Source organism: Mycobacterium sp. E802 (genome assembly GCF_001666875.1).
In the GTDB taxonomy this organism is placed as follows: domain Bacteria; phylum Actinomycetota; class Actinomycetes; order Mycobacteriales; family Mycobacteriaceae; genus Mycobacterium.
On the sequence record NZ_LZJD01000036.1, the window covers coordinates 1 to 12989 of the forward strand.

The 12989-nt window shown below is 67.5% G+C and carries 15 protein-coding genes; 9 read left to right on the top strand and 6 right to left on the bottom strand.

The features are described 5' to 3' along the window. On the bottom strand, window positions 1–1090 hold a 1090-nt coding region (locus tag A5699_RS05130; protein ID WP_157561095.1), incomplete at its 3' end, for an AMP-binding protein. A 239-nt stretch (window positions 1091–1329) separates the two neighbouring features. On the opposite strand from A5699_RS05130, the gene A5699_RS05135 reads away from it, so the two are divergent. The 5 genes from A5699_RS05135 (at window position 1330) to A5699_RS05155 (ending at window position 6132) form a co-directional block, all read left to right on the top strand. Beyond that, window positions 1330–2307: a TerC family protein gene (locus A5699_RS05135; protein ID WP_067766523.1), complete on the top strand. Its 978-nt coding sequence runs from the start codon at window positions 1330–1332 to the stop codon at window positions 2305–2307. Between the two features lie 64 nt (window positions 2308–2371). After that, window positions 2372–2782: a hypothetical protein gene (locus tag A5699_RS05140; protein WP_197508194.1), complete on the top strand. Its 411-nt coding sequence runs from the start codon at window positions 2372–2374 to the stop codon at window positions 2780–2782. Window positions 2783–2897: 115 nt separating this feature from the next. Then, entirely contained in the window at window positions 2898–4118 is a 1221-nt protein-coding gene (locus A5699_RS05145; protein WP_067766374.1) for a PP2C family protein-serine/threonine phosphatase, read from the top strand. Then, window positions 4115–5692, top strand: a complete 1578-nt coding sequence (locus A5699_RS05150; protein ID WP_067766376.1) for a CHASE3 domain-containing protein — start codon at window positions 4115–4117, stop codon at window positions 5690–5692. Before A5699_RS05145 ends, A5699_RS05150 begins: the two co-directional genes overlap by 4 nt. Further along, on the top strand, window positions 5689–6132 hold the full coding sequence (locus A5699_RS05155) for a response regulator (RefSeq protein ID WP_067766379.1): 444 nt from the start codon (window positions 5689–5691) through the stop codon (window positions 6130–6132). The genes A5699_RS05150 and A5699_RS05155 overlap by 4 nt, the downstream gene beginning before the upstream one ends. On the opposite strand, the gene A5699_RS05160 is transcribed toward A5699_RS05155, so the two are convergent. Then, window positions 6105–6548, bottom strand: coding sequence for an ATP-binding protein (locus A5699_RS05160; RefSeq protein ID WP_067766382.1), 444 nt, complete (start codon window positions 6546–6548; stop codon window positions 6105–6107). The two genes, A5699_RS05155 and A5699_RS05160, sit on opposite strands and share 28 nt — an antisense overlap. Window positions 6549–6581: 33 nt before the next feature. Next, window positions 6582–6944 carry an STAS domain-containing protein gene (locus A5699_RS05165; protein ID WP_067766526.1) on the bottom strand — a complete coding sequence of 121 codons (363 nt, stop codon included), beginning with the start codon at window positions 6942–6944 and terminating at the stop codon, window positions 6582–6584. A 182-nt stretch (window positions 6945–7126) separates the two neighbouring features. Here A5699_RS05165 and A5699_RS05170 point away from each other — a divergent pair, with 182 nt between their 5' ends. Beyond that, window positions 7127–7540: a DUF6632 domain-containing protein gene (locus tag A5699_RS05170; protein ID WP_067766529.1), complete on the top strand. Its 414-nt coding sequence runs from the start codon at window positions 7127–7129 to the stop codon at window positions 7538–7540. A 3-nt stretch (window positions 7541–7543) separates the two neighbouring features. Here A5699_RS05170 and A5699_RS05175 read toward each other — a convergent pair whose 3' ends face one another. The 3 genes from A5699_RS05175 to A5699_RS05185 all read right to left on the bottom strand — a co-directional run bounded on the left by A5699_RS05175 (window position 7544) and on the right by A5699_RS05185 (window position 9470). Next, window positions 7544–8521, bottom strand: a complete 978-nt coding sequence (locus A5699_RS05175) for a 2-hydroxyacid dehydrogenase (protein WP_067766385.1) — start codon at window positions 8519–8521, stop codon at window positions 7544–7546. Between the two features lie 43 nt (window positions 8522–8564). Further along, the gene (locus A5699_RS05180; RefSeq protein WP_369806662.1) at window positions 8565–8912 is read right to left on the bottom strand and encodes a 2-oxo-4-hydroxy-4-carboxy-5-ureidoimidazoline decarboxylase; all 348 of its coding nucleotides are present in this window, start codon (window positions 8910–8912) and stop codon (window positions 8565–8567) included. Between the two features lie 69 nt (window positions 8913–8981). Beyond that, entirely contained in the window at window positions 8982–9470 is a 489-nt protein-coding gene (locus tag A5699_RS05185) for an inorganic diphosphatase (protein ID WP_067766388.1), read from the bottom strand. 127 nt (window positions 9471–9597) lie between these two features. Here A5699_RS05185 and dacB point away from each other — a divergent pair, with 127 nt between their 5' ends. From dacB to tilS, 3 genes are read left to right on the top strand one after another with little or no spacing between them, the layout of a single operon-like run. After that, a complete protein-coding gene (gene dacB, locus A5699_RS05190; RefSeq protein ID WP_067766391.1) occupies window positions 9598–10980 on the top strand; it encodes a D-alanyl-D-alanine carboxypeptidase/D-alanyl-D-alanine-endopeptidase in 1383 nt (460 codons plus the stop codon). Then, the gene (locus A5699_RS05195) at window positions 10977–12026 is read left to right on the top strand and encodes a zinc-dependent metalloprotease (protein ID WP_082957588.1); all 1050 of its coding nucleotides are present in this window, start codon (window positions 10977–10979) and stop codon (window positions 12024–12026) included. Before dacB ends, A5699_RS05195 begins: the two co-directional genes overlap by 4 nt. Next, window positions 12005–12976: a tRNA lysidine(34) synthetase TilS gene (gene tilS, locus A5699_RS05200; protein ID WP_067766397.1), complete on the top strand. Its 972-nt coding sequence runs from the start codon at window positions 12005–12007 to the stop codon at window positions 12974–12976. The genes A5699_RS05195 and tilS overlap by 22 nt, the downstream gene beginning before the upstream one ends. Window positions 12977–12989: the final 13 nt, after the last annotated feature.

Genomic DNA, 12989 nt, shown 5'->3' on the forward strand with positions numbered 1-12989 from the left:
TGTCCGGATCGAGGTAGCGGGCCAGACCGACACCGCCGATCACCAGTTCGCCCACCTCGCCGAGAGCGACGGGCAGGCCGTCGGCGTTCACCACGGCCAGATCCCATCCCGCCAGCGGCAGGCCGATGCTCACCGGTCCCTGCCCGTCCAGCTTCGCGGCGCAGGCTACGACGGTGGCCTCGGTGGGGCCGTAGGTGTTCCACACCTCGCGGCCGGCACCGTCTTCCCCGGATGCGAGCCGAGCCGCCAGTTCAGGTGGACAGGCCTCGCCGCCGAAGATCAACAGCCGCACCGCTTCCAGTGCCTCGGCGGGCCACAGGGCGGCCAGCGTCGGGACCGTGGAGACCACGGTGATGTCGCGGCTGACCAGCCACGGGCCCAGGTCCATCCCGCTGCGCACCAACGACCGTGGCGCCGGTACCAGGCAGGCGCCGTGCCGCCAGGCCAACCACATCTCCTCGCACGACGCGTCGAACGCCACCGACAGACCGGCCAGGACCCGGTCGCCCGGACCAATCGGGTTGTCCGGCAAGAACATCTGCGCCTCGGCGTCGACGAATGCGGCCGCGCTGCGATGGGTGACGGCAACGCCTTTCGGGGTGCCCGTCGATCCGGACGTGAAGATGATCCAGGCGTCGTCGCGTCCCAGCGGCGCGGCGGCGCGCCACCCGCGCGAGGAGCCCGGCCCGCGGGTCAGGCCGGCTTCGGTGATCACCCCGACCACGTTGGCCTCGCCGAACACCAACGCGGCGCGCTCGTCGGGATCGTCGGCGTCCACCGGGACGTAGGCAGCGCCGCAGGCCAGCACCGACAGGATGGCCACGTAGAGCGCGTAACTGCCCGACGGCATCCGGATCCCGATCCGGTCACCCCGGCCGATCCCGCGGGCGGCCAGCCAGGCCACGCTGTCGTTGATGTCGGCGATCAGCTCCGAATAGGTGAGCTGGACGGTGCCGTCGTCGAGAGCCGGTGCGTCCGGAAAACGGGCAGCGGTCTCGTGCAGGATGTCGATGAGCGTGCGGGGCGCGGGGGCCAGTGGGGATAGCGCGTACTGCGGCGGAATCTCGTAGTCACCGGCGGCTGCTGTCACGGGTACAAACCTACTAAGCCGCCGGCGGGTCGGCCCATTACCCGGCCGCGGGTCGGGGCGGCGTGCCGGTCCGATTTCGGTTGGCCGGTGATGTCAGGCAGACTGGTCGGCGGAGGGGAGTATTCCTTCGCTGCGATGTCGTCATCACGTCGGTCGTCAATTGATCGATCGGTGTCGCGGGCCGGTGCGTGTTTCCGGTGGAAGAGACCTCCGGCGCTTTGACGACCGGAGGATTCTCGATGCAGGTAACACAGCTGGAATGGATCATCACCCTTGCCGTGACGATCGCCGTTCTGCTGTTCGACGTCGTGGTGATCGGGCGACGCCCACACGAACCCACCACCCGCGAGACCGCCACCTATCTGTCGATCTACATCGGCATGGCGGTGGCGTTCGGCATCTGGGTGTGGGTGTTCCACGGCAACCAGTTCGGGCTCGAGTTCTTCGCCGGCTGGCTCACCGAATATTCACTCTCGGTGGACAACCTGTTCATCTTCTTGATCATCATGGCCAGCTTCAAGGTGCCGCGGATCTACCAGCAGCAGGCCCTGCTGGTCGGCATCATCCTGGCGTTGATCTTCCGCGGCATCTTCATCGCGCTGGGCGCGGTCGCCATCAACCAGTTCTCCTGGGTGTTCTACATCTTCGGCGCGTTCCTGGTGTACACCGCGATCAACCTGGTCCGCGATACCGACCATGACGACGACGGCGACAACGGCGTGGTGCGTTTCGCCCGCAAGCACCTGCGCACCACCGACCAGTGGGACGGCCTGAAGCTGTGGATCAAGGAAGGCGGCGCGAATGGCACGAAATTAATGACGCCGATGTTCCTGGTGATCGTGGCGCTGGGCACCACCGACCTGCTGTTCGCGCTGGACTCGATCCCGGCGATCTACGGGCTGACCCAGGAGCCCTACCTGGTGTTCACCGCCAACGTGTTCGCGCTCATGGGTCTGCGGCAGCTGTACTTCCTGCTCGGTGACCTGCTCAAGCGCCTGGTGTACCTGTCGCAGGGGCTGGCGTTCATCCTGGCCTTCATCGGCGTCAAACTCGTGCTGCACGCACTGCACGAGAACGAGCTGCCGTTCATCAACGGCGGCGAGCCGGTGCACGTGCCGGAGATCCCGACCCTGGCCAGCCTCGGGGTGATCGTGGTGACGCTGGCGATCACCACTGTCGCGAGCCTGTACAAGACCCGGGTGCGCGACGTCCGGTAGTCCTTTGAACTTCCGCTGAGCACAACCATGGGCCGACGCCCGGCGGTGGCCTAGCGTCGCCGGAGTGCGGATATTTGTGGTGGAAGCAGGGGACTGGACCGAGCTGACCGACGGCGGCCGGCCAACGACACGGATCTCGGCGCCCGATCTGGCCCAGGCGCGCCGGATCTCGTCCGGCCTCAAATCGGAGGACGACGCCGTCTCGGTGATCTTGGACGTGTCCGTCGCGGTGGCCGCGGATTACCGCTCGGCCCGCTGCAGTCTCACGGTGGCGGGTTCGGACGACGGTTCAGCGCCCGGTGTGCGGTACGTCGGGACGATTGACGGGTTGACCGGGTTGATCGCCGACATCGAGGCGGCCGGCGTGGCCGACGGCGTCACACTGATCCCGACCGGCCCGGATCCCGATCCGCGGGGGCTCGGCGGCGACGTGTTGCGACGCCTGCGCCTGCGCTCTGCGGCCCGCGCGTCGTGATCTTGGATGGGCGGATTGAGAATTGACGTCTGCGCATAGGTATTCTCAATCACGTCGTCACTAAAGCAGAGGTCAGCGCGACCGGGGTGGCCTCAGTGAGTAAGGACGTGATCCCATGCGCGCGGAACAGCCGTACCCTTCTGCGACCCTCGCCGGTTTCGGCCCGCGAGCAGGCGGGCGCCGCTTGTCGTTGTTGTTGGTCGAGGACGACCGCGGCGACGCATTGTTGGTCGAAGAACAGATCGCCGATGTCGCCGACACCGCCGACATCGACCTGATGTGGGTGCAGTCCATGGCATCTGCCGAGCAGGCGATCGTCGAGTCCCGCCCGGACTGTGTACTGCTGGACCTGAATCTGCCTGACGCCGAGGGCATTGACGCCCTGCACCGGCTGGGCCGGCTCGACCCCACGGTTCCGATCATCGTGCTCACCGGTTTGAACGACGAGCACTTCGGTGTCTCGGCGGTCGCCTCGGGCGCACAGGACTACCTCGTCAAGGGCCGGGTCGATCCGGAGATGCTGCGCCGGGCCGTGGTGTATTCGATCGAACGCAAACGCGCCGAGCTCACGGCGGTGGACCTGCACGCCAGCCAGCTGCGTGAGCGCGAAAACGCCCGGCTTGAGCGGGGTCTGCTGCCCTCGGCGTTGCTCTTGGAGGATCCGGGTGTCGAGGTCGTCACCCAATCCCTGCCGAGCCGGCGAGATGCCTTGTTGGGCGGGGATTTCTACGACATCGTGCAGACGTCCGACGGGACCGTCCACGTGATGATGGGCGACGTGGCGGGCCACGGACCCGACGAGGCCGCACTCGGGGTGGCGCTGCGCATCGGTTGGCGGGCACTGACATTCGCCGGGCTTCGGGGTAACGCGCGGATGCGGCAACTGGACCGAGTTCTGACCACCGAACGCCCCGGACCCGGAATCTTCGCCACGCTGCTCAGCGTGGCGCTGGATCCCGAGACCGGGCAGTATGACGTCGTCCGCGCCGGCCATCCCGGTCTGTTGGTACACGCACCGGGCACGGTGGAATGGATCGAGCCCACGGCCGGTTCCGCGCTGGGCCTGGGTGCCAGCGAGTGGCCGGTCGACCGATTGGAACTGCCGAAAGGACACGGCCTGGTGTTGCTCACCGACGGATTGTTCGAGGGTCATGCCGGGCCCGGCGGCCGCCGTCTCGGTGAACAGGGCCTTCTCGAGCTGGCGAGAACACAGGCGGCCCGGCCCGGTCGTGAGTTCGTCGGTGCGCTGATCGCCGAAGTCGAATCCCGCGCCCGTCCGTACGGGGGCCTCAGTGACGACATCGCGATGATCAGAGTGGAACGCTCACTGCGATGAGACTGACGGTGCAAGGTTGGCAGAACCTACTCGTGTTCGCGATGTGCGTGATCGTGCTGGCCGGCGCGATCGCCGGGATCAGCCTGGTGAGCCGCACTGATGCGGTGTCCCGTGAACTGATCGACAACATCCAGCCCGCCCGGGTGGCCGCCTACCAGCTGCAGGCGGCGCTGCGGGATCAGGAGACGGCCGTGCGGGGCTACGCCATCGCCGCCGACCCCCGATTCCTCGACCCGTACGGCGATGGACAGCGGGCCGAATCCGAGGCCGCCGCCGAGATGCGGGGCTACCTGGCCGGCCACGATCATCTGTTGACCGATCTGGATGTGATCGAAAAGGCCGCTGCGGCCTGGCGGGCCACCTATGCCGAGCCGCTGATCGCCAGTGTCAGAGTGGGCGACCCCGCGATCGTGGACGCCAGTACCGCAGATCGCGGGAAGGCGGAATTCGACCGGCTGCGTGGGTTGTTCGACATTCAGAACGACAACCTGGGCAAGGCCAGGCAAGCCAGTGTCGATGAGATGAGCCATGTCCGGCAATGGCGTGACAAGGTCGTGATCGCCATGATCGTGGCCTTCTTCGCCGTGGCGATCCTGATGACCATCCTGGTGCACAGCGCGGTCACCGGGCCGCTGGCCGCGTTGGCCGCCTCGTGCCGCAGGATCACGGAGGGCCACTTCTCGGAGCGCATTGCGGTGAAGGGCCCCAAAGATATTCGTGCCATCGCCGCCGACGTCGAGGACATGCGGCAGCGGGTGGTCGAGGAACTCGAGGCCTCGCGGTCGGCGCAGGAGGCCCTGGATCAGCAAGCCGACGAGTTGCGCCGCTCCAACGCCGAACTGGAGCAGTTCGCCTACGTGGCGTCGCACGATCTGCAGGAGCCGCTGCGCAAGGTCGCCTCGTTCTGCCAGCTGCTGGAGAAACGCTACGGCGACAAACTCGACGAGCGGGGCGCCGAGTACATCGGATTCGCCGTCGACGGTGCCAAGCGCATGCAGGTCCTCATCAACGATCTGCTGACGTTCTCCCGGGTGGGCCGGCTCAACGCCACACACACCGAGGTGAACCTCAACGACGCGCTCGACGTGGCGCTGAACAACCTGACCGCCGGGATCGAGGAGTCCGGCGCGCAAATCGAGCGACCCGCCGAGCCGCTGCCCGAGATCGACGGCGACCCCACGCTGATGGCGATGCTGTGGCAGAACCTGATCGGCAACGCGGTGAAGTTCCGCCGCGACGGTGCGACGCCGCGGATCGTCATCGAGTGCACCGAAGGTACCGGTGAATTCGCCGATCAGTGGGTACTCAGTGTCTCGGACAACGGGATCGGCATCGCCGACGAGTTCGTGGACAAGGTTTTCGTGATTTTTCAGCGTCTGCACGGTCGAGATGCCTTCACCGGCACCGGCATCGGACTCGCGCTGTGTAAGAAGATCGTCGAGCACCACGGCGGGTCGATCTGGATCGACACGTCCTACACTGGCGGCACCCGGTTCATGTTCACCCTGCCCGTCACACCGACGACCGTGCCCAACGCTGTTCTGCAACCCCAGCTGGAAGGAAGCCCTGAATGACCTCATCGGAAAGCCGCGCCATCGACATCCTGTTGGTCGAGGATGACCCGGGTGACGAACTGATCACCCGGGAAGCGTTCGAACACAACAAGATCAAGAACAACCTGCATGTGGCGCGCGACGGTGAGGAAGGGCTCGACTTCCTGTATCGGCGGGGTGCTTTCGAAGATGCGCCGCGGCCGGACCTGATCCTGCTGGATCTCAACCTGCCCAAGTACGACGGCCGCCAGCTGTTGGAGAAGATCAAGTCCGACGCCGACCTGTGCCACATCCCGATCGTGGTGCTCACCACGTCATCGGCCGAAGAGGACATCCTGCGTAGCTACAAGCTGCACGCGAATGCCTACGTCACCAAGCCTGTCGACCTGGACCAGTTCATGAGTGCGGTCCGCCAGATCGACGAGTTCTTCGTTCAGGTGGTGCGGCTTCCGCAGTTCTGACGGATGTGATCCCACTGCAGGCGCACCTTGGTGCCTGAGTGGTTCGAGTCGATCATAGCCCGGTCGGTGAGCGCGCGCATCAGCGGGATGCCGCGGCCCCGCGCCGGGTTCTTGTGGTCGGTCTCGGCGATCCGCCACTGACCCTCATCGGCGACGGTGACCGTCAGTACCGCTGTGTCCTCGTCATAGTCGGCCTCGACGTGCATCGCCCCGGGCGCCGGGGCGTTGACGTAGGCGAACTCCGCGGCGTTGGCCAGGGCCTCGTTCACGGCCAGCACGACGTCGCTGGCCTTGGTCGGGTCGAGATCGAGGTGCGTGCTCAGCCAGCTGGAGAACTCACGGCGTATCAGCGCCGCGGTTTCTGGTGCGGCGGTGACGTTTTTCGTGAAGTGTGCTGTCTGGCCTGCGTCTGTCATGTCGACCTGCTGGCTACCCCGTTTTCGCCGGTCTTATGTCTTCAATGCGGCCAAAGCCTCGTCGAGCGTCGCGAAAAGATCTACGACTTCGGCGATTCCGACCAATTTGAGCGGGCGGCTGGTGGCCGGGCCGTCGGCGACGACGGCGAACCGCACAGCGTCGCCCAGTTCTTCCCGTGCGGCAACCAACACTCCCATCCCGGCCGATGCCAGGAATTCCACGGCACTCAAATCGACAACCACGGCCGACGGCGAGCTCTTGGCGGCAGCACCGATCGCCTCTTCGAGTTTGGGTGCGGTGAGCATGTCGACCGTGCCGGCCACTGCCACCACACTCACCTCTCCGACGCGGCTCTCTTCCACCGAGCAGCTTGCCGGGTCCGGTTGGCTATTCATCGTCACCTCCGACGTGATCCGTGCGCCTCTGGAGACGTCGACAAATACTAGCGGGGTGTCGCCCTTCTGCCACTGTGGGCCCAGACGAATCACCGACGGACCGCGCTCCACCTGCTCCATCAGCCCACGTGGTGACGGTCGGCAGTGCGATGCTGGAGGTTCCACTCCTAGGAGGCGGGGCCATGGCACCTTCACGCAGCTACCGGCTTCTCCAGATCGCGCTCGTCGTGTTCGGCGCGGTGATGATCCTGCTCTATCCGCTGGCCGTGGTGTGGCCGGCCGGGTGGGCCTGGCATCACGGCGCACCGTACGAGTCCGACTACTTCATGATGATCGTCGGGTTGTACGTGACGCTCGGGCTGTTTCTCTGGAACGCGGCGCGACGGCCTGAGGCCAACCTCAGCCTGATCTGGTTCACGGTCGCATCGAGCGTCGTGCATGCGGCCATCATGGCCGTGCAGTCCTTCGGCAGCGGCCACCACATGGGCCACCTGTTGGGCGACGTTCCGGCGCTGCTGCTGGCCGCCGTGGTGCTGTCGGTGCTGGTCCGGACCTCCGGCGTCGGCGCGCATGACTCGGCACGACCAGGTACGTGAAGCCTAGGTACGTGATGCCGCGGGCAGCGGCACCGGCGTCACCAGTTCTCCGGATTCGAGGAACTTGTCCAGGTTGGCCAGGGTCAGTGCCTCCATGGCGGCCCGGGTCTCCACCGTCCCGCTCCCGACGTGGGGCAGCAGCACCACGTTGTCCAGGCCCAGCAGCGCCTCGGGCACGTGGGGTTCGTCGGTGAACACGTCGAGCCCGGCGCCGGCCAGCCGGCCGTCGGTCAGTGCCTCGACGAGCGCCTGTTCGTCGACGATGCTGCCGCGGGCGATGTTGATCAGGTAGCCGTCGGGTCCCAGCGCGTCGAGCACCTTGCGGTCGACGAGGTGGCGTGTCCCGCTGCCACCCGCCGCGGCGATGATCAGGACGTCGACCTGGCGCGCCAACTCGACGGCGGACGAAACATAGGGATAAGGGGAGTCGGTGACCACACGCCGGTTGTGATAGCTGATCGGGCAGCCGAAGGCGACCAACCGGGTGGCGATCGCCTGGCCGATCCGACCCAGCCCGATGATGCCCACGCGCGAGCCCGAAACCTTGTGGGTCAGCGGATAATTACCGACCGCTGCCCAATGCCCGGCCCGTAGATACCGTTCGGCGGCCGGGAACTGTCGCATCGTGTCGATCAACAAACCCACGGCCGTGTCGGCCACGCAATCGCTCAGGACATCGGGGGTGTTGCTGACCATGACGTGGCGTGCGGCGGCCGCCTCGATGTCCGTCGTGTCGTATCCGACGCCGAAGTTCACCACCACGCCCAGGTTCGGCAGTGCGGACATCAGCTGCGCATCGACCCCGGTACGTCCCGACGTCACCACCGCCAGGACTGCCGCGCCGTGCTGTTCGAGGAAGGTTGCGCGCTCGGGCTCGTCGGGCAGGACCAGTGCGTCATAGCCCGTGCGCAGGGTCTCGGCGAGTGACGGTTTGAGCGGGCCCACCTGTAGGACGCGGCGGGCGTGATCGGGTGCAGGCACACATACTCCTCGGTCGGGATTTAGCCACCGTAAGCCTGCCGACTCACCAGTTGTCGAAGCCGCCCTCAGGTCCGAGCATGCGCTCCAGCCGCGCGCGGTTGATGCGGACCAGCTCGTGACGGACGACCGATGCCAGGTTTGGTTCCAGCTCGGCGATATGCGGATACGCCTGCAACACGTGGTCGATGGAGGCCTCGCCCAAGCTGAAGAGCAGCGCATCGGCCCGCCGCAAGAGCGCGTCGTGGTCGGCGTAGGGCCGGCCGCCGGCCAGATCGGTCGCCAGCACGACGCTGTAACAGCACTCGTAGACGGCGTGCACCGCACGCCGCACCGGCAATGCGTTGTACGCCTCAAGTCCCACGCCCTGATGCATCAACACCTGGTCAAGCATGAAAGCCCCAGAGCACAGGGGAGTTACCCGGTGTTACAACCGGGCTAATTCAGGCTGGTTCAGCCGGGCTCAGTGCCCGGAGTTCTTGAAGCGCTCGACCGAACGCTGCAATTCGGCCTCGGCCTCTTCGCGGCCCACCCAGTCGGCCGTCTTGACGAACTTGCCCGGCTCGAGGTCCTTGTAGTGAACGAAGAAGTGCTTGATGGCGTCGAGCTCGAACTGCGGCACGTCGGCGAGATCCTGGATGTGATCCCAGCGCGGGTCACCGGCGGGCACGCACAGCAGCTTGTCGTCGCCGCCGGCCTCGTCGGTCATCTTGAACATCGCGACCGGGCGGGCCTCGACGGTGCAACCGGGGAACACCGACTCGGGCAGCAGCACCAGCGCATCCAGCGGATCGCCGTCCTCGCCGAGGGTGTCCTCGAAGAACCCGTAATCGGTCGGGTAGCCGAACGAGGTGTACAGGTAGCGGTCGAGCTTGACCCGGCCGGTCTCGTGGTCAACCTCGTACTTGTTGCGTGAACCCTTCGGGATCTCGATGACGACGTCGAACTTCACCGTCGCGGCTCCTTCGCATCTGCGGTCAGGCTTGGGTCGTCGGGCGACGACGCGGGTCAACCCTAATCGAGCGATAGTCTGGCCTAAACGGGTGGCTCGTTCCCACCACCGGCAGAGCAGGAGAAATATGCGGCCCACTCGGTGGCGGCAGTCCACCCATGTGGCGGTTGGCGTCGTGGTCCTGGTGTTGGTTGCGGCCGTCGTCGCGGTCGCCGCAGTGCTCACCGGCCACCAGTCCAGCAGTGCCGAGGCCGCCAAGCCCGCGCCCGCGCTGGTGACCGCCAGCCCGGGCGTCATTCCGGTGGACATGTCAGCGCCGATTCCGACCGCCGATGGGCTGGCCGCCGCGCTGGCACCGGCCCTGGCCAACCCCGATCTCGGCGCGCTGACCGGCCGGATCACCGACGCCGAGACCGGTGCCGAACTGTGGGAACAGAACTCCGGGGTGCCGATGCAGCCGGCCTCGGTCAACAAGGTGCTCACCACGGCCGCCGCACTGCTGGCGCTGGACCGCGATGCCCGGCTGACCACCACGGTCCTGGCCGTCGACTCGCAGCCCGGTCTGGTGGTGCTCAAGGGTGGCGGGGACACCACGCTCTCAGCGGCGCCGGAGGGCACCGACACCTGGTACAAGGGTGCGGCCCGGATCAGCGACCTGGCCGAGCAGGTCCGCAGCAGCGGAGTCACCGTCACCGCGGTCCGGGTGGACACCAGCGAGTACAGCGGTCCGGCGATGGCACCGGGCTGGGACCCCGCCGACATCGACGGTGGCGACATCGCGCCGATGGAACCGGTGATGCTCGACGGCGGACGCACCCAGCCGACGACGGTCGAGTCCAGACGGTCCACCACACCGGCACTGGATGCGGGCCGGGCGCTGGCGGTGGCCCTGCGGGTGGACCCGTCGGCGGTGACCGTGCTGCCCAGCTCGGTTTCGGGTGGCCGGCAGATCGCCTCGGTGCAATCGGCGCCGCTGATCGAGCGGTTGCGCCAGATGATGAACGAATCCGACAACGTGATGGCCGAGTCCATCGCCCGCGAGGTGGCGGCGGTGCAGCACCGGCCGCAGAGCTTCGCCGGGGGCGTCGACGCGGTGCTGAACGAACTCGAGGGCATCGGTATCGACACGTCGGCGGCGAAGTTGGTGGATTCCAGCGGACTGTCGGTCGATGACCGGTTGACGGCGCGGATTCTCGACGAGGTGGTCAGCGTCGCGGCGGGCAACACCGAGCCGGCGGTGCGGCCACTGGTGGACCTGCTGCCGATCGCCGGCGGAAGCGGCACGCTGTCCAACCGCTACCTCGACACCGCCGCCGGGCGGGACGCCGCGGGTTGGCTGCGCGCCAAGACCGGCTCACTGACCGGGACCAACGCGTTGGCCGGCATCGTCACCGACGACAGCGGCCGGGTGCTCACCTTCGCCTTGATCTCCAACAATGCCGGGCCGACCGGGCGCACCGCGATCGATGCGTTGGCCGCGGTGCTCCGCTCCTGCGGGTGCGGCACATGAGCGAGCGCGCCACGATGACGGCGGGCCGCGCGGTCGACTGGGATTTCGCCGCGACGGTCGGGGCCAAGTTGGCCAAGGCGGCTCCGGCCTGCTCCGATTACACCCGCGACCAGGTGATCGAGCAGCTCTCGGAAAGTTCCAAGGCGGCCGAGTTGCCGGTGCGTGAGGTCACCGGGCTGATCGAGGGCGCCGAGGTGCCCGAGGCGCGCATCCTCGACCGTCCCGAGTGGATTCGGGCGGCGACCCGCTCCATGCGGGTGATGACGGGTGCGACCGAAGGTGACAAGCCGGGTGTCGTCACCGGTCGGGTGACCGGGGCGCAGACCGGTGCGGTGCTGGCGTTCATCTCCACCGGCATCCTCGGCCAATACGATCCGTTTGCCGCCGACGGCGGCGAGCTACTGCTGGTCTACCCCAACGTCATCGCCGTCGAACGTCAATTACGGGTTGTCCCAACAGATTTCCGGCTCTGGGTGTGCCTGCACGAGGTCACCCACCGGGTGCAGTTCCGGGCCAACCCGTGGCTGACCGACCACATGTCGCAGTCACTGGCGGTGCTCACCCAGGACGCGGGCGACGACGTCTCGAACGTCCTCGGCCGGCTCGCGGAGTTCGTCCGCAACCAACGCGGCGGCGCAAACGCGGACCCGCGCTCAACCGGCGTGCTCGGTCTGATGCGTGCCGTGCAGGCCGAGCCGCAACGTCGCGCGCTGGATCAGCTGTTGGTGTTGGGCACCCTGCTCGAGGGCCACGCCGACCATGTGATGGATGCCGTCGGGCCTGCGGTGGTGCCCACCGTGTCGACCATTCGGCGCCGCTTCGACGAACGCCGGCAACGCAAGCAGCCGCCCGTGCAGCGACTGGTGCGGGCGCTGCTGGGGTTCGACGCCAAGATGAGCCAATACACCCGCGGCAAGGCGTTTGTCGACCACGTGGTCTCCGCGGTGGGCATGGCCCGGTTCAACACCGTGTGGTCGGGTCCGGAGACCTTGCCGCAACCCGACGAGATCGATGAGCCGCAACGATGGATCGACCGGGTGCTGTAGCCGCGCTGCGGCACGCGGTGAAGGCTGCAGACGCGAAGATCGACGGCTCCCGCTGGTGCGTGGCGCTGTCCGGGGGCCCGGATTCCCTGGCGCTGACGGCGATCGCGGCCGGGTTGCGGCCGACCGCCGCGCTGATCGTCGACCACCGGCTGCAGCCGGGTTCGGACGCGGTGGCCGAGACCGCGCGACGGCAGGCGCTGGAATTGGGTTGTGTTGGTGCGCAAGTGATTCCGGTTGACATCGGACGTGATGGTGGACCGGAGGCGGCCGCGCGCCGGGCTCGTTACGCGGCGCTGGAAGCAGCGCGCGACGGTGAGCCGGTGCTGCTCGGCCACACCCTCGACGACCAGGCCGAGACGGTGCTGCTGGGCTTGGGCCGCGGGTCGGGTCCCCGCTCGATCGCCGGTATGCGTCCGCACGACCCACCCTGGCACCGGCCGTTGCTGGGGGTGCGACGCGCGCTCACCCACGCCGCGTGCGATGAGCTGGGGCTGGTGCCGTGGCAGGATCCGCACAATGCCGAGCGCCGGTTCACCCGGTCACGGTTGCGGCACGAGGCCCTGCCCTTGCTCGAGGACGTGCTCGGCGGGGGAGTGGCCGAGGCACTGGCCCGCACCGCCACCGCGTTACGCGAGGACACCGAGGCGCTCGACGGGTTGGCTCGCGAGGCGCTGGCGGTGGCGCTGAGCGCCGACGGGTTGGACGCCGAAGGTTTGGACGTAGACCGGCTGAGCGAACTGCCCGACGCGCTGCGGCGCCGGGTGATCCGAGCGTGGTTGCTCGACGGTGGCGCCTGTGATCTGACCGACATCCAGATCCGCGGGGTGGACCGGCTGGTGACCGCATGGCGCGGGCAGGGCGGGGTGGCCGTCGGGTCGGGGCTGCGCAAACAGCGATTGTTCGCGGCGCGCCGCGGCGGCGCCCTGAGGTTGCACACCGAACCCGTCTAGCGCCCGCGTTGGT